Below are 16,376 nucleotides of genomic sequence, written 5' to 3'. Positions count from 1 at the left end.
AACAAAAACAGACACAACCAACACCCCCGGGAAAACGGGACGTGCAGGCCGCACAAAATTTGAAACCAGCTGTAAAAACCAGACCACACCACGGGATGGCATAATCCAGTCAATTCAACCAATCCATATAAATAAATTGGTATCAACAAACTTGGCACACTATTGAGTTCTCAAACAACAGACACATTCGAATACTTGTCGAAACAATTCATTGGAATTCCAATCAATTGTTTATTTCGCTTTTCTTCGCTGCGATGTTTACAGCTTATTTCATTCATATTCACTTTGCAAATCCGGGATATTCTCTCGAAATTCGCTTTGTGGACCGAATCCGCCCAGCAAAATTCGAAGCAATTTTTCATATCTGCGCCGAGCGTAGATGAAATTGCTTCTCTATTTTAGTGGGGGTTGGTCACCACTCAACGGTGGCGACTCAGAAGACATTACACGCTCCTCCCCGGCCGCGCAAATCAGGAGGCGAGGAGCGTGCAGGTGACTCTTCGAGATGCGGAAGGCCGCTTGCTAAGCCGGGGAGACTTCCACCGTTGCCAGGTTCTTCTTCCCCCGGCGCAACAGCAGGTACCGGCCATGGAGCAGCTGGCTGGAGTCAATAACGGCTTCGGGATCAGACACCTTGGTGTTGTTTACGTACGCCCCGCCCTCGCCGACCGTCCGGCGCGCGGCAGATTTGCTCTCCGAAAGCCCCGAGGCCACCAGCAGTTCGATGATCCCAAGGGAGGCAGCATCTACGGTTGCGGACGGCAATTCGGAAGTGGCCGCCTTGAGCGTTGCTTCGTCCAGGACCGTGAGGTCCCCGTTGCCGAAGAGCGCGGCGGACGCGGCGATGACTTTCTCAGTGGCGTCCACCCCGTGAACCAGGGAGGTTACTTCGTACGCCAGCTTTCGCTGTCCTTCGCGGGCGAAGGGGCGTTCTGCAACGGAAGCCTCCAGCGCTTCGATTTCGGCGCGGCTCAGGAAGGTGAAGATCCTGAGGCGGGCCACGACGTCGTTATCCGCCGTGTTGAGCCAGAACTGGTAGAAGGCGTAGGGGCTGCACATCTCCGGATCGAGCCAGATGGCATTGCCTTCACTCTTGCCGAACTTGGTGCCGTCGGCATTCGTGATGAGCGGTGTCCCCAATGCGTGGACGTGCTTGCCCTCGACCTTGCGGATGAGGTCGGTGCCGCTGGTCAGGTTGCCCCACTGGTCCGAGCCGCCGGTCTGGAGGACGCAGCCGTAGTCGCGGAAGAGCTGGAGGTAGTCCATGCCCTGCAGGATCTGGTAGCTGAACTCTGTGTAGCTGATTCCCTCATCGGAATTCAGCCGGTTGGCGACAATGTCTTTTTTGATCATGGTGCCGACGCGGAAGTGCTTGCCGATTCCGCGCAGGAAGTCGATGGCGCTCAGCGGCGCGGTCCAGTCCAGGTTGTTGACCATCCGGGCGGCGTTGGCTCCCTCGAAGCTGAGGAAGCGCTGGACCTGTGCCTGAAGTTTGCCTACCCATTCGGCGACGGTCTCGGGTGTGTTCAGGACGCGCTCGGCTGTCTGCCGGGGGTCGCCGATCAGGCCGGTGGATCCGCCGACCAGGCCGAGGGGCTTGTGGCCGGCGAGCTGGATGCGGCGCATGAGCAGGAGCTGGACCAGGTTCCCGAGGTGCAGGCTGGGCGCTGTCGGGTCGAAGCCGCAGTAGTACGTAATGGGGTCGCCGGCGAGGAGCTTTTCCAGCTCCGCCTCGTCCGTGGACACGTGGACAAGGCCGCGCCATTTCAGCTCCTGCCAGATATTGGCGAAGCTGGGGTCGTTCTGCTGGGGACGGAGTTCATTTTGCTGGGACACGCAATCTAAGTTAGCAGGATCAGGACCGGCCCAGCGCTTGTGACCGCCAGGGGCCCGGCAACCCGGCACCCCCGCAGGGCCGCCAGCCATCCGGGCCGGCGGCGCTGGGGCTCAGTCTTCGATGCCGGCGGGAACCGGGGCGGCGGCGATGAGCCGCAGCCGCTGGGTCGGGCGGGTCATGGCGACGTACAGGTCACCCACACGGCCGTGCTCATGGTTGAGCATGGCGCTCGGCTCCAGCACCACAACGCCGTCGAACTCCAGGCCCTTGGCTTCGCGCGGGCTGATCACCACAATGTCCTGCACGTAGCTGCCGGCATCGGTGCCCACGCGTCGGCCATAGACGGCACGCAGCGCGGCGGTGGCTTCCGGGAGGAGGTCGCCGTCGGCAATCACTGCCAGCAGGCCGCCCTCAAGGGCGTCCAGCTCCCGCGGCAGCACTTCCACGAGCTTGCTGACGATCTGGCCGGGCTCGACCTTGTCGATAATCGGCGACCAGCGACCCTCACGGACTGCCTTGGGCGCGGAGACGACCAGTCCGGCCGCGTTGGCCATCCGCGCGGCCGCCTCGGCAATCTGTGACGGTGTCCGGTAGTTGACGGTGAGTTCCTCGAGCTGCCAGCGGTCCCCGAACATCGGGCCGAGGGCGCTCTGCCAGGAATTGGCTCCGGCAACGGAACTCGTCTGGGCAATGTCGCCCACAATCGTGAAGGACTTCAGCGGGCAGCGGCGCACCAGGAGGCGCCATTGCATCGGCGAGAGCTCCTGGGCCTCGTCCACCACAATGTGCCCGAAAGCCCAGCTGCGGTCGGTGGTGGCGCGCTCCGCCGCGGTCTGCCGGGACTCGCGTTCCTGGTTCTGGTCCACGAGGTCCTCGGCGGAAATGAGGACATCGACGCCCGCGGTTTCCATGTTGACCAGGGTCTGCTTGGCATTGGCGAGGTCGCGGGCACGGTCGTGCTCCTGCTGCGCCAGTCCCCGCCCGGCCGCCGCATCAAGCTCGCCGAGCAGTTCGGCGGCCTCATCCAGCAGCGGCACATCGGCTTCGGTCCACGGGGAACCGGCGGGCCGGAGCAGCAGGGCGCGCTCGGCCGGGCTGAGGTGCGGCGTGCAGGCCTCCAGGATGGCCGGCTTGCTCAGCAGCTCCCCCACAAGTTTCTCCGGCGTCATCGGCATCCAGCACAGGTTCAGGGCAATGCGCACGTCCCTGGCCGAGCGGACGTCCTCGGCAAGGTAGGAGCGGTCGGCGTTGTTGCCGATGCTGCCGGCCTCCACCATTTCGGTCATCTGCTCGGTCAGTTCGCGCAGCAGCATCTTGACAAACGAGACGCGGGCCTCGTTGTGCGGCTTGCCGGTGCCGCGCGCCTTGTCACGTGCCCGACGGACCTGGCGCGGGGTCAGGAGCAGCTTGCGCCCGTCGACTTCGAGGACGCGGTTCCCGGCGGGGATGCGCTGCCGGTTGGCGACGGCGTTTGCGACCACGTGGGCCATGTCCAGCCGGCCCTTGATCGCGGCAACCTCGGAGTCCGGCTCGGCAACGGCGTGGATCCCGGGCATCAGCCGGCCGACACTTGCCATCACGACGCCGGTCTCGCCCAGGGAGGGCAGCACCCGTTCGATGTACTTCATGAACGACGACGACGGTCCCACCAGCAGCACACCCGCCGTCTTGAGACGATCGCGGTGCGTATAGAGCAAATAGGCGGCGCGGTGCAGCGCAACGGCGGTCTTGCCGGTGCCGGGTCCACCCTGGACCACGAGGGCGCCGGAGATCGACGAGCGGATGATCCGGTCCTGCTCGGACTGGATGGTACCGACGATGTCCGACATCCGGCCGGTCCGTTTGGAATTGAGGGCAGCCAGGAGGGCGCCCTCACCCTGGAGGGAATCGTCATCGGCGAGCATGTCGGCGTCGAGTACGTCATCCTCGATCGCCTTGACCTCACGGCCCTGCAGGATCAGGTGGCGGCGGCGCCGGACACCCTGCCGGTCGAAAGCGGTCGCCTGGTAGAAGTGCCCGGCCTCCGGGGCACGCCAGTCAACCATGAGCCGCTGCAGGTCCTCTGTGGTCAGGCCGATGCGGCCGATGTACTGCGATTCCCCTGAGTCGAGGTCCAGCCGGCCGAACACCAGGCGGTCGTCGACGGCGTCGAGCTGGGCAAGTCGGTCCTCGTACAGCGCCGCAAAAGCGTCACGCTCGGAGACGTTCTGCATTGTTCCTACGGCGCCGGCGCGGCGGACCTGGGCCAGCTGGGCGCGCTTTTCTGCCCGCAACTCATCGAGCCGGGCGTAAAGTCCGGCTACATAGTCGCGTTCATGGGCCAAATCAGCGTCGTGCATCGAACGTTCCCCTATCGAAAAAGACAGACCCACCATTCTACAACCATTTCGGTCAACGTGCCGGAACCGTGTCTGGTCCAAGCTTTTTCACGGCAGTTTACCGACGCGAATTGATTCGTCCAGCCTCACCTGGCCCGCTTTTCCGCTCCGGCTACACGCGGAGCAAGGAACGGATCTGGTGTCCTTCCAAGGCCGAGCGGCCGCCCAGTTCCTCTAGTTCCAGGACCACGCCCACCCCGGCCACGTGGATGCCGCAGCGTTCGAACAGCCGTGCGGCTGCCCCCAGGGTGCCGCCGGTGGCGAGCACGTCATCGAGGATCAGCACCCGGCTTCCGGGCGCAAGATCCGTGGTGTGCAGCTCCAGGGTGGCGGTGCCGTACTCCAGGGCGTAGTCCTCGGAGACTACTTCGCGCGGGAGTTTGCCGGCCTTGCGGACGGTGATGACGCCGGTTCCCGTGGCGTAGGCGGCGGCCGCTGCGAGCAGGAAGCCGCGGGCTTCCACCCCGGCAACGGCGTCGAACTGGCCTTGGAAAGGTCCAACCAGGGCATCGACGACGGCCCCGAATGCGGCGCCGTCGGCGAAGACCGGTGTCAGGTCTTTGAAGCTGATTCCCGGTTGGGGGTAGTCGGGAATGGTGGCGCAGAGGCTGCTGATCAGCTCGTCCACCGGGGTTGCGGTCCGGGTCTGGCGAAGGTCCTGCTCGCTTTGATTCACCCATCAACCTTACTGGCTGGTATCAAACCGACCGCCAGCTCATCTGCTAGCTACCGACCGCCAGGTCACCGGCTAGCTACCGGCCTCGGGCGGTCCGGTGTGGCCGGCCGGCACGTCCGGGGACCGCAGGAGTTCATGCGCAAGTCCGTACCTGACGACTTCGAGCGCCTTCCTGAGCGCGCGCTCCGCGTCGAAGCGGCCGGCCGCGACGGCACTCAGCCGGGCGTAGTCGCGGGCCCACCCGGAACGGTGGAACCTGTCGGCGTCACCGTGCAGCAGCCGTCCATAGAGAACGTCGTCGAACAACTCCCGTTCTTCGGCAGCTCCCGGCAGCACGGGCCGGTCACCGACCATCTCCGCAGTGAAAAGCCTGGCCACTTCCTCGGTGCCTTCCGCCACGTTTCGGTCCCCGCTGTAGTTGCAGAGACGCAGGGCCCTGACTACGAGCTTGAGCGAGACATGTTCATCACGGACGATGAATTTACGCAGCAGCGCCGCACGGAAGAGCTCCACCCAGTGCCTGCGCTCCGCCTCGACGGAATCGGGGGCTGCATCCCCGCCACCGGGTTTGAACAGTTCAACCATCCGGAAGTATTCGGTGGCCAGCGGTTCAAATATCCGAAGTCTCTCGAGCTCGCCGGCCGGCTTTCCACGTTTTCCCTCGCCCATATGGCCCCATCTCCCCGCACCGCCGGCGCTCAGGACCCGGGTTGTCCGCTGAGCTGCCGGTTCCGCACCTTCGCGGCCTTGTAGCGGGAGACTGTTGGATCGCCGGTCAGCCAGAAGCGCCACGGGTAATCGTGGGTGCCGCCGGCCCCGGACACGCCGACCCGCGGCCCGGAGCTGATGTCCGTGGCGGCGGTGTGCGGCAACTCGAGGTGGAACGGGGCGCCGAGCGCGTCGCGGCCGCTGTCCGCCGTCGTCAGTCCGAGAGCGGTGGCGAGCCGGGCGGGTCCGCTCGCCAGGTCCTTGGGCGACTTCGACGCCGGACGCCGGGCCTGGGCCAGCTCCTCCCCCGCAATGATTTCGCCGGCCCGCAGCAGCACGGCCGACGCCACGCCGTCCGGACCGCAGACGATGTTGGCGCAATGATGCATGCCGTAGGTGAAGTACACGTAGAGGTGCCCGGCGGGGCCGAACATCGGCGCCGTGCGGGCAGTGGCGCCCCGGAAGGTGTGGGAACCGGGATCGGGGTGCAGGGAATCGTGCGGACCCAGATAGGCTTCCACTTCCGTGATCCGGACCGAGACCGGGCCGTCGCGGCCCTCATGCGTCAGGACTGCACCCAGCAGCAGCGGTGCGACGTGCCGGGCGTCGGCAGACAACAGCTCCCGCAGGCCCGGGGCCGGAGTTCCGCCGGGCCGGGCACCGGGCAGGGCCTCGGGCTCAACACTGGGCTCAACACTGGCAGGCGGCAGGTGGGACTTCATGGTCCGACTTTAACAAATGCCGCGCCAGGCCTTCCACGCCCATGTCCGATTTCCGCTAGCAGCTACCTCTCGAAGCTGGCAGGATGAACCCATGGACTTCTGGCAGCGCTACCGGGCAATCGACGCCCGGGACACCCGTTTCGACGGGCAGTTCTACACTGCCGTGCGGACCACCGGCATCTACTGCCGGCCTTCGTGCCCCGCCCGGACCCCCAAAGCGGGGAACGTCACCTTCTATGAGACGTCAGCCGCGGCCCACGACGCGGGCTACCGGGCCTGCAAGCGCTGCCTCCCCGAGGCCGTCCCCGGCACCCCCGCGTGGAATCTCCGCTCTGACATCGCGGGCCGCGCCATGCGGCTCATCAACGACGGCGTGATCAACCGCGACGGCGTCGAAGGGCTCGCGTCCCGGCTGGGCTATTCCTCCCGGCAGCTCAACCGGATCCTGAGCCATGAACTCGGCGCCGGTCCGCTGTCTCTGGCCCGGGCCAGCCGCGCCCAGACCGCCCGCACCCTGCTCGTCTCCACGTCCATGAAGGTCGCCGACATCGCGTTCGCCGCCGGTTTCAGCAGCGTGCGCCAGTTCAACGAGACCGTCGGCGAGGTTTTCGCCATGACGCCGTCCGCGCTGCGGGCCACCGCCCGGCACCACCACGCGCCGGCCATGACCGCGGCCTCCTCCACTGCCCTGACCTTGAATCTTCCCTACCGGGAACCGTTCGACCCGGGCGTCTTTGACTTCCTGGCCGTCCGCGCCATCCCCGGCATCGAGGAGGGGACGCCACGTTCCTACGCGCGGACCCTGCGCCTGGCGACCGGGGACGCCAGGTTCCGGGTGGACTACGACCCCGCCGCCCCCGGCCGGCCGCTCGTGCTGACCATCGGGGCCGTCGACCTGCGGGACCTGCCCTCCCTGCTCAGCCGGGTTCGCCGGCTGCTGGATCTCGACGCCGACCCGGTCGCGATCGACGGCGCCCTGGCAGCGGATCCGCGGCTCGCGGCCCGCGTCGCCGGTGCACCCGGTATGCGGATGCCGGGAGCTGTGGACCCGCAGGAGCTGCTGGTCCGGGCCATGATCGGGCAGCAGATCACCGTGGCCGCTGCCCGGACGGCCCTGGTCCAGCTGTCCCGGGCCGGGAGCGAGAGCCTGGTTCCCGCCGACGGCCTGCACCGGCTCTTCCCGACGGCGGCGCAGATTGCGGAGTCCGGATTCGAACTGCTCCGCGGCCCGCAGCGCCGGATCGACTCCGTCCGCGGGGCCGCAGCGGCGATGGCGTCCGGAGACCTGGATTTCGGCTACGGCGACGACTTGCCCGGGCTGGAAGCCAAGCTGCTCCCGCTGGCCGGCGTCGGGCCCTGGACGGTGGGCTATGTCGCGATGCGGGTGATCGGGGCGCCGGACGTTTTCCTTGCCAACGATGCGGCCGTGCGGAACGGCATCCGGTCCCTGGGGGATCCCCCGGACGGCACGGCGCTGCACCTCGATTTCCGTGAGCTCAGCCCTTGGCGGTCCTACGCCACCATGCATCTCTGGCGGGCGGCAGCGGAGGCCCAGGCCGCCGCCCGCGCGAAGACCCCCATCCCGAAGAAAGTGATGCCATGAAAGCCCAGTTGTTGACCATGTCCACCCCCGACGGTCCCTTCACCATCATCGCCAGCGACGGCGCGGTGCTGGCGTCGGGCTGGACCGCCGTTCCGGGCGAACTGACCGGCCAGATCCACCCGGAGCTGCTCCCCGCAGACTACGAGACGGTCACGGACCTCGGCACCATCTCAGCCGCCGTCGAGGAGTTCTACACGGGTAATCCTGCCCCGGCCATGGACGTGCCCGTTGTGCAGAAATCCGGCCCGTTCCGCAACCACGCCTGGGACATGCTCCGGACCGTGGCTCCGGGGCACCCGGTGACCTACACCGAATACGCGGAACTGTCCGGGAACGTGAAGGCCGTCCGGGCCGCGGCCAGTGCCTGCGCATTCAACGCGGCGGCACTGTTCGTGCCCTGCCACCGTGTCATCCGGACCGACGGCAGCCTGGGCGGGTTCCGCTGGGGCCTGGCCATCAAGGAGAGCCTGCTGGACCGGGAACGCCAGGCAGCACTGGCCCCGCTCAAGTAGGCCGCCTGGCGCTCAGGGTGCCACGCGGTCCCGGTTGGCCGGAACCGTCCTAGCGGTTGACGGGCGCCCCGGCCGGCCACGGCAGCAGCTCCGGCAGGTCGACACCGTCGGCCGCGGCGGTAGCGCGCAGGCTCCCGAGCGTGGGCGTGCGGCCGGCGAGCCACGCGGCGATGTCGGTGAGCATCCCGTTGACCACCGTCGACCTGCCGCCGGGGGTTCCGACGGCCACCGAGGGCAGGCCGAGCGGCTGCAGCACGAACCTTTCGCCGTCGGGCACCCGTGCGGCGAGGAAGTCGAAGAGCTGCTCGCAGAACGGCCTGCTCCAGGTTTCGGGGCCGCGGCCCGTCCCGAGGTCGGTGGCGTGGATGACGAGTTCGCGCCAGAGCGCCAGCCCGCCGTCGAACACGACTCCCCCGCGGTAGGTGATGGGCCGGGTCCAGCCCGCGGCATCGAGCGCGCCGAAGGCGCGAAGGGCCCGGTCCAGGGCCGCGTCCACGTCGGCCCGGTGCTCTGGCAGGGTGTGTCCGGCGGACAGTTCGATGGCCCTGGTGCGGCCCTCGAAGCCGCCGTCGTACAGCTCGATGCTTTCACCGCGGGCGGCGTATTCGAGCTGACGGGCCATCGCATTGGCAATGCCGGCGACATGCGCCAGGACGTGGCCCCGGGTCCAGCCGGGCAGTTCCGAGGGCGCCTTGACGTCCTGTTCGGTCAGCTTCGCGGTGATTCCGGCTACGACGTCGGCGGCGCGGCGGAGTTCTTCCAGCAGTTTCTCTGGGGTAATTGCGGTCATGGCGCCATCCTAGCCGAGCCTCCGGGCTAACCGGGATTAACTCAGCTGGTCCGGGCCGTACTGGTGGCGGATGTGCCGGCGGTCGTGCCGGGCCTGCCAGAATTCGATTTCGCGGGGCCGGACGGCGTAGAGCTGCCAGTCCGGGTTCTCGGTGCCGTCGGCGCCGGGCCGGGCGTGCCAGTCGGCGGCGGAGGCCTCGGCGGAGAGCTCGACGACGTTCCCGGCCACCCGCACCTGGCGGCCTTGCTGCTGCCAGAAGAAGTTCAGCGCCGCGTGCGGGTTGGCCGTGAGCTCGTGGCCCTTGCGGGATGCGCGGGAGGTTGCAAAGTGCCAGCCGTCGGCGTCGATGTTCTTCAGGATCAGCATCCGGGCGGACGGCCGGCCCTGCGCGTCGGCAGTGGCGAGGCTGCAGGCGTTGGGCTGCGGCACCCCGGCCGTCAGGGCCTCGGCGAGCCACAGCCGGAACAGCTCCGCCGGGTCCGCGGGGGCCGCGGCCGGGTCGAAGTCCGGGAGCCCTTCGGGGAAATCGGGCAGGGCACGCAGCACGTGGCGGAAGGATTCGCTCATGCACCCACCTTAACCACCGCGAGATGACACTTGACGGCGGTGTTTTCGAAAAACATTGCCGCGAGTGTCATCTCGCGCGGACCGGGCAGCTAGCCCGCGTACTCCCGCACGCCGGCGAGCTCACCCTCAAGCGCCAGCAGCTGGCGTTCGACGGCGGCCGGTGCGGTGCCGCCCTGGGAGTTGCGGCTGTTGAGCGAACCCTCAGTGGACAGCACGGTGCGGACTTCCGGCGTCAGGTGCTCCGAGATGGCGGCGTATTCCTCGTCCGTCAGATCCCAGAGTTCCACGCCGCGGCTCTCGGCTTGCTTCACCGCGGCACCGGAGAGCTCGTGCGCCTCGCGGAACGGCACGCCCTGGCGGACCAGCCATTCGGCGATGTCCGTCGCCAGTGCGAAGCCAAGAGGAGCCAGCGATTCCATCCGTTCGGTGTTGAACGTCAGCGTCGCGATCATGCCGGACACTGCCGGGAGCAGGACCTCCAGCGTGTCCGCGGCGTCGAAGACCGGCTCCTTGTCCTCCTGCAGGTCGCGGTTGTACGCGAGCGGCAGGCCCTTCAGCGTGGCCAGCAGCCCGGTCAGGTTGCCGATCAGCCGGCCGGCCTTGCCGCGCGCCAGCTCCGCCACGTCCGGGTTCTTCTTCTGCGGCATGATCGAGGATCCGGTGGAGTAGGAATCGTGCAGGGTGACGAAGGAGAACTCCTTCGTGGCCCACAGGATCACTTCCTCCGAGACCCGGGACAGGTCCACGCCGATCATGGCCGTGATCCAGGCGAACTCGGCGAAGACGTCGCGGGAGGCGGTGCCGTCGATCGAGTTGTGCGTCGCCGAGAAGAAGCCAAGGTCCGCGGCGACGGCTTCCGGATCCAGGCCCAGCGAGGAGCCCGCGAGGGCGCCGGAGCCATAGGGCGAGACGCCGGCGCGCTTGTCCCAGTCCGCCAGCCGCTGCACGTCGCGCAGCAGCGCCCAGGCGTGGGCCAGCAGATGGTGGCTGAGCAGCACCGGCTGGGCGTGCTGCAGGTGGGTGCGGCCGGGCATGGCCACCCCCTGGTGCGCCTTGGCCTGGTCCACCAGCGCACCGATCGTGGCGAGCACGCCCCGGGCGATGATCCGGGCGTGGTCGCGCAGGAACATCCGCCCCAGCGTGGCCACCTGGTCGTTGCGGGACCGGCCGGCGCGGAGCTTGCCGCCCAGCTGTGTGCCGGCCCGTTCGATCAGGCCGCGTTCCAGCGACCCGTGGACGTCCTCATCGGACTCCGCCGGCAGGTAGGCGCCGGAGGCGACGTCGTCGTCCAGCCGGCCCAGGGCGTCAAGCATGCCCGCGAGCTCGGCGTCGTCCAGCAGCCCGGCCTTGTGCAGCACGCGGGCGTGCGCCTTGGACCCGGCGATGTCGTAACGGGCCAGCCGCCAGTCGAAGTGCGTGGACTTGCTCAGCGCGGCAAGGGCGTCCGCGGGGCCGCCGGCGAACCGGCCGCCCCACAGTGCGCCCGTGTTTGTAGCTTCGGACTTGGTGGTTTCCGACTCAGCCACGGGGGCTACTGCCCTGCTACCCGGAGGTCACGGCTGGAGGCAACCTTGGCGGACATGCCCCACAGCTCGATGAAACCGCGCGCCATCGACTGGTCGAACGTGTCGCCGGTGTCGTACGTGGCGAGGTCGAAGTCGTAGAGCGAGGTCCCGGAACGGCGTCCGTTGACGATCGCCTGGCCGCCGTGCAGCACCATGCGAATATCGCCGGTGACGTACTTCTGGGTGTCCTCGATGAAGGCGTCGAGGGAGCGCTTGAGTGGGGAGAACCACTGGCCGTCGTAGACCAGCTCGGACCAGCGCTGGCCGACGGTCGCCTTGAAGCGGGCCTGCTCGCGTTCGATGGTGATGTCCTCGAGGTGCTTGTGCGCTGTGATGAGCGCCATGGCGCCCGGTGCCTCGTAGATCTCGCGGGACTTGATGCCCACGAGGCGGTCCTCGACGACGTCGATGCGGCCGACGCCCTGGGCGCCGGCGCGGCGGTTGAGTTCCTTGATGGCCTGCAGCGGGGTGACCCTGACGCCGTCGATCGCGACCGGCACGCCGGCTTCGAAGGAGATGGTGACCTCATCCGGGGCCGGCGGGAATTCCGGGGTGGCGGTGTAGTCGTAGATGTCCTTGGTGGGGGCGTTCCAGATGTCCTCGAGGTAGCCGGTTTCGACGGCGCGGCCCCAGACGTTCTGGTCGATCGAGTACGGGTTCTTTTTGGTGGTCTCGATCGGCAGTCCCTTTTCCTCGGCGAAGGCGATGGCCTTGTCGCGGGTCAGGGCGAGGTCGCGGACCGGTGCGATGCACTTCAGGTCCGGGCCGAGGGTCTGGATGCCGACTTCGAAGCGGACCTGGTCGTTGCCCTTGCCGGTGCAGCCGTGGGCGACGGTGGTGGCGCCGAATTCGCGGGCGGCCTTGACCAGGTGCTTGACGATCACCGGGCGGGAGATGGCCGAAACCAGCGGGTAGTGGCCCTGGTAGAGGGCGTTGGCCTTCAGCGTCGGCATGCAGTATTCGTTGGCGAACTCGTCGCTCGCGTCGGCCACGTAGGCTTCGACGGCGCCGCAGCCCAGGGCGCGCTGGCGGATCGTCTCCAGCGACTCGCCGCCCTGCCCGACGTCGACCGCCACGGCGATGACCTCGGCGCCGGTGGCTTCACCGATCCAGCCGATTGCTACGGAAGTATCCAGGCCACCGGAGTAGGCCAGAACAATACGCTCAGTCACGTCAAATGCTCCTTAGTTGTTTGGTGATGCTGTAAGTCTGGGAAAAATCTGTCTGCTGAAAGCCTGTCACAGGAGGGCGGCAGGGCCAATCGTGGAAAGCCGTGCGGCTACTGGCTGCCGGCTTCCTCGGCGAGCTGGAGGAAGCGCGCGGCAAGGGCTGCGCCGCCGATCGGATCGCGGGTGACCAGCAGCACGGTGTCGTCCCCGGCGATGGTGCCCAGGATCGAGGGCATCACCGAGTGGTCGATCGCGAGGGCCAGGAAGTTGGCCGCGCCCGGCGGGGTCCGGAGGACCACGATGTTCGCGGAGGCTTCGGCGGTGACGAGGAGTTCCCCGCACAGCCGGGCGAGCCGGGCATCGAGGATTTCCTGGGTGACGCCGCTCTTGGCCGCACGCTCCCCGCCCTCCCCCGGCACGGCGTAGACAAGCACGCCGTCCTTGCCCCGGACCCGGACGGCGCCGAGTTCCACGAGGTCACGGGACAGGGTCGCCTGGGTGACCTGGACGCCGTCGTCCGCCAGCAGTGCCGCCAGTTCGGCCTGCGAACGGACCGACTCGCCCGTCAGGATCGTGGTGATCCGCGCCTGCCGGGCCGTCTTGGTGGCGGGGCTGGCCCCCGGGGAAGCCGGCTGGACGGACACTAGTCGAGCCCGTCCACTACCGCGAGCCCGGAGCGGTGCATCAGCCAGGCCATCAGCGCCTTCTGGGCGTGCAGCCGGTTTTCGGCCTCGTCCCACACAACGGACTGCGGGCCGTCGATGACGCCGGCTGCGATCTCATATCCGCGGTACGCCGGGAGGCAGTGCAGCACGACGGCGTCCGGCGCCGCGAGCTGCATCGCCGCTTCGTCGACGGAGTAGTCGCGGAACAGCTTGAGCCGGGCTTCCTTCTCGTCCTCCTGGCCCATCGACACCCAGGTGTCGGTGGCCACGACGTCGGCACCGCGGAGGGCCTCGGCGGCGTCGACGGTGACGAGCACCGATCCGCCGGTTTCCGCGGCGCGTTCCTCGGCCGCGGCGATGATCTCCGCGGACGGCAGGTAGCCCTCGGGGCCGGCGATGCGCACGTGCATGCCCGCCGTGACCCCGGCCAGCAGGTACGAGTTGGCCATGTTGTTGGCGGAGTCGCCGAGGTAGCTCATGGTGAGGCCCTTAAGCGATCCCTTGTGTTCCTTGATGGTCAGCAGGTCCGCGAGCAGCTGGCAGGGGTGGTAGTCATCGCAGAGGGCGTTGATCACCGGAACCTTCGAGTTCTCCGCCATCGCGACGAGGCCGGCATGCGCCCCAGTGCGCCACACGATGGTGGACACCATCCGCTCGAGCACCTTGGCGGTGTCCTCGACCGATTCCTTGTGGCCGATTTGCGCCTCGCCCGGGTTGATGATGAGCGCGTTGCCGCCCATGTCCGCCACGCCGGTGGCGAAGGAGACCCGGGTCCGGGTGGAGGTCTTGTCGAAGATGACGGCGACGGTCTTGCGGCCGCTGGCGCCGGCGGCGAAGGGCTGCACACTGTACGGCGCGGCCTTCATCCGGACGGCGAGGTCCAGGACCTCGGCCTGCTCGGCCGGGCTGAGGTCCGTGTCCTTGAGGAAGTGGCGGGTCTGGCTTTTCGAAATCTCAGTCGCGGTCACCGGGCGTCCTTTGCGGTGGTGAGGAGGGCGGGCAGCGCGGCCAGGAAGCGGTCGGTCTGCTGAATGGTGAGGATCAGCGGCGGCGCGAGGCGGATGGTGCGTGGCCCGGGGCTGTTGACGATGAATCCTGCGTCGAGGCCGGCGGTCACGACGGCGGGGGCGACGTCGGCGTCGAGGTCGAAGCCGACCAGCAGCCCTTCGCCGCGGACCGCGGTGACGCCGTCGATCCCGGCCAGGCCGGAGCGCAGGTGCTCCCCCACTTCCCGGACGTGCGCCAGGACCTGCTGGTTTTCAAGCACGTGCAGGGTGGCCAGCGCCGCGGCGGTGGCGACGGGGTTGCCGCCGAAGGTGGTGCCGTGCTGGCCGGCGGACAGGAGCGCTGAGACGTCGGGCCCGTACGTGACGAGCGCGCCGATCGGGAAGCCGCCGCCCAGGCCCTTGGCGAGTGTCACGGCGTCGGGCACGATCCCGGCGTCCTCGCTCGCGAGCCATTTGCCGGTCCGGCCGATCCCGGTCTGGACCTCGTCGAGGATCAGCAGTGCCCCGGCGGCGCTGGTGGCTTGGCGGGCGGCCTGCAGGTAGCCGGCGGGCAGCGGCCGGACACCGGCCTCGCCCTGGATCGGCTCGAGGAATACCGCCGCGGTGGTCTCGTCTACCACGGCACGCAGCGCGTCGATGTCGCCGAAGGGGATGTGCACGACGCCGGCCGGCAGCGGCGCGAACGGCGCCCGGTAGGCCTCCTTCGCGGTGAGTGCGAGGGCGCCCATGGTGCGGCCGTGGAACGCCCCTTCGAGGGCGATGATTTTGGTGCGCACTTTCTCCGTGCCGGTGCCCGTGTTCCGGCGCGCCAGCTTGAACGCGGCCTCGACGGCCTCGGTGCCGGAGTTGGCGAAGAACACCTTGGAACCGGCCGGGGCCTTGGTGATGTCCAGCAGCTTTTCCGCCAGGGCGATCTGGGTGGGGCTCGTGAAGAAGTTGGAGACGTGGCCCAGGGTGGCCAGCTGGCTGGAGATGACCGAGGTGACGAAGGGGTGCGCGTGGCCCAGGGCGTTGACGGCGATGCCGCCGAGCAGGTCCAGGTACTCCTTGCCGTCGGCGTCCCAGACGAGGCAGCCGGCGCCGCGGACCAGGACCCGCTGCGGGGTGCCGAAGACGCCCAGCAGCGAGGACGAATAGCGGGCCAGCCAGTCGGCGCCCGTACCGGGGCCGCGGGTCCCGACGATTTCGTTCAGTTCAGGGGATTTTTCCAGCTGGCTCATGCGTTCACGTCCTCGTCCGGGACGACCTGCGTGCCGATGCCCGCGGTCGTAAAGGTTTCCAGCAGCATCGAGTGCGGCAGCCGGCCGTCCACGATGTGCGCGCGTTCCACGCCGCCCTGGACGGCTTTGAGGCAGGCTTCCATCTTCGGGATCATGCCGGAGTCCAGACGCGGCAACAGCTCGCGCAGTTCCGACGCGGTGAGCGAGGAAATGAGCGAGGATCGGTCCGGCCAGTCGGCGAAGAGGCCCTCGACGTCGGTGAGGATCACGAGTTTGGAGGCGCCGAGCGCTTCGGCGAGGGCCGCGGCCGCCGTATCGGCGTTGACGTTCAGGACCTGTCCGGTGGTCTGCGCTTGTTTGGTGCCCGCGGCAACGCTTCCATCATCAACGATCTCCGGGGCCACCGTCGAGATCACCGGGATCCGGCCCGCCGCGATGATGTCCAGGATGCCCTCGGGGTTCACACCGATGACTTCGCCGACAAGGCCCAGGTCCACTTCCTCGCCGTCCACGACGGTGCCGGTGCGGACGGCGCGGAGCAGGCCGCCGTCCTCTCCGGACATGCCCACCGCGTAGGGTCCGTGCGAGTTGATCAGGCCCACGAGTTCCCGGCCGACCTGGCCGGTGAGGACCATGCGGACCACATCCATGGCCTCGGGAGTGGTCACCCGCAGTCCGCCCTTGAATTCGGATTCGATGCCGAGCCGGCTGAGCATGGCGTTGATCTGCGGGCCGCCGCCGTGGACCACCACGGGGTGGATGCCGACGTGGTGCAGGAAGACAACGTCCTCGGCGAACGCCCGGCGGAGTTCCTCGTTGACCATGGCGTTGCCGCCGTACTTGATCACCATGGTGGTGCCGGCGAAGCGCTGGATCCAGGGCAGCGCCTCGATCAGCGTGCCGGCCTTGCTCTGCGCGTCGGACATGGATGTGGTCTCGTGGGTCTGGGTGTTCATG

At 68.1% G+C, this 16,376-nt stretch carries 15 protein-coding genes; 2 read left to right on the top strand and 13 right to left on the bottom strand.

All coding sequences use genetic code 11. The features are described 5' to 3' along the window. Nucleotides 1–522 precede the first annotated feature (522 nt). The 5 genes from tyrS to ABIB51_RS12960 all read right to left on the bottom strand — a co-directional run bounded on the left by tyrS (nucleotide 523) and on the right by ABIB51_RS12960 (nucleotide 6,321). Complete coding sequence (tyrS, locus tag ABIB51_RS12980; RefSeq protein ID WP_354188601.1) at nucleotides 523–1,836, bottom strand: tyrosine--tRNA ligase; 1,314 nt, start codon at nucleotides 1,834–1,836, stop codon at nucleotides 523–525. Nucleotides 1,837–1,947: 111 nt separating this feature from the next. Then, nucleotides 1,948–4,176 carry a HelD family protein gene (locus ABIB51_RS12975; protein WP_354188599.1) on the bottom strand — a complete coding sequence of 743 codons (2,229 nt, stop codon included), beginning with the start codon at nucleotides 4,174–4,176 and terminating at the stop codon, nucleotides 1,948–1,950. 151 nt (nucleotides 4,177–4,327) lie between these two features. Further along, a complete protein-coding gene (locus tag ABIB51_RS12970; RefSeq protein ID WP_354188597.1) occupies nucleotides 4,328–4,891 on the bottom strand; it encodes an adenine phosphoribosyltransferase in 564 nt (187 codons plus the stop codon). Between the two features lie 72 nt (nucleotides 4,892–4,963). Continuing rightward, entirely contained in the window at nucleotides 4,964–5,560 is a 597-nt protein-coding gene (locus tag ABIB51_RS12965; protein WP_354188595.1) for a hypothetical protein, read from the bottom strand. A gap of 29 nt (nucleotides 5,561–5,589) precedes the next feature. Continuing rightward, a complete protein-coding gene (locus tag ABIB51_RS12960; protein ID WP_354188593.1) occupies nucleotides 5,590–6,321 on the bottom strand; it encodes a DNA-3-methyladenine glycosylase in 732 nt (243 codons plus the stop codon). Between the two features lie 91 nt (nucleotides 6,322–6,412). On the opposite strand from ABIB51_RS12960, the gene ABIB51_RS12955 reads away from it, so the two are divergent. Beyond that, nucleotides 6,413–7,924 carry an AlkA N-terminal domain-containing protein gene (locus tag ABIB51_RS12955; protein WP_354188591.1) on the top strand — a complete coding sequence of 504 codons (1,512 nt, stop codon included), beginning with the start codon at nucleotides 6,413–6,415 and terminating at the stop codon, nucleotides 7,922–7,924. Further along, complete coding sequence (locus ABIB51_RS12950) at nucleotides 7,921–8,436, top strand: methylated-DNA--[protein]-cysteine S-methyltransferase (RefSeq protein ID WP_354188589.1); 516 nt, start codon at nucleotides 7,921–7,923, stop codon at nucleotides 8,434–8,436. The genes ABIB51_RS12955 and ABIB51_RS12950 overlap by 4 nt, the downstream gene beginning before the upstream one ends. Nucleotides 8,437–8,485: 49 nt before the next feature. Here ABIB51_RS12950 and ABIB51_RS12945 read toward each other — a convergent pair whose 3' ends face one another. From ABIB51_RS12945 to argB, 8 genes are all read right to left on the bottom strand, one after another. After that, on the bottom strand, nucleotides 8,486–9,226 hold the full coding sequence (locus ABIB51_RS12945) for a maleylpyruvate isomerase family mycothiol-dependent enzyme (protein ID WP_354188587.1): 741 nt from the start codon (nucleotides 9,224–9,226) through the stop codon (nucleotides 8,486–8,488). A gap of 36 nt (nucleotides 9,227–9,262) precedes the next feature. Beyond that, nucleotides 9,263–9,793, bottom strand: a complete 531-nt coding sequence (locus tag ABIB51_RS12940; RefSeq protein ID WP_354188585.1) for a pyridoxine/pyridoxamine 5'-phosphate oxidase — start codon at nucleotides 9,791–9,793, stop codon at nucleotides 9,263–9,265. Between the two features lie 89 nt (nucleotides 9,794–9,882). After that, nucleotides 9,883–11,319 (bottom strand): argininosuccinate lyase, encoded by a 1,437-nt coding sequence (gene argH, locus ABIB51_RS12935; protein WP_354188583.1) that lies wholly within the window; start codon nucleotides 11,317–11,319, stop codon nucleotides 9,883–9,885. 5 nt (nucleotides 11,320–11,324) lie between these two features. Then, on the bottom strand, nucleotides 11,325–12,530 hold the full coding sequence (locus ABIB51_RS12930) for an argininosuccinate synthase (protein ID WP_354188581.1): 1,206 nt from the start codon (nucleotides 12,528–12,530) through the stop codon (nucleotides 11,325–11,327). A 107-nt stretch (nucleotides 12,531–12,637) separates the two neighbouring features. After that, on the bottom strand, nucleotides 12,638–13,171 hold the full coding sequence (locus tag ABIB51_RS12925) for an arginine repressor (protein ID WP_354188579.1): 534 nt from the start codon (nucleotides 13,169–13,171) through the stop codon (nucleotides 12,638–12,640). Further along, complete coding sequence (gene argF / locus ABIB51_RS12920; RefSeq protein WP_354188577.1) at nucleotides 13,171–14,160, bottom strand: ornithine carbamoyltransferase; 990 nt, start codon at nucleotides 14,158–14,160, stop codon at nucleotides 13,171–13,173. The genes ABIB51_RS12925 and argF overlap by 1 nt, the downstream gene beginning before the upstream one ends. Then, a complete protein-coding gene (locus tag ABIB51_RS12915; protein ID WP_354188575.1) occupies nucleotides 14,157–15,419 on the bottom strand; it encodes an acetylornithine transaminase in 1,263 nt (420 codons plus the stop codon). Before ABIB51_RS12915 ends, argF begins: the two co-directional genes overlap by 4 nt. Beyond that, nucleotides 15,416–16,375 carry an acetylglutamate kinase gene (argB, locus tag ABIB51_RS12910; protein WP_354188573.1) on the bottom strand — a complete coding sequence of 320 codons (960 nt, stop codon included), beginning with the start codon at nucleotides 16,373–16,375 and terminating at the stop codon, nucleotides 15,416–15,418. Before argB ends, ABIB51_RS12915 begins: the two co-directional genes overlap by 4 nt. Between the last annotated feature and the right edge of the window lies 1 nt (nucleotide 16,376).

Source organism: Arthrobacter sp. UYCu712 (assembly GCF_040547005.1).
Taxonomy (GTDB): Bacteria; Actinomycetota; Actinomycetes; order Actinomycetales; family Micrococcaceae; genus Arthrobacter.
This window is presented reverse-complemented; position numbering and strand designations above follow the sequence as displayed.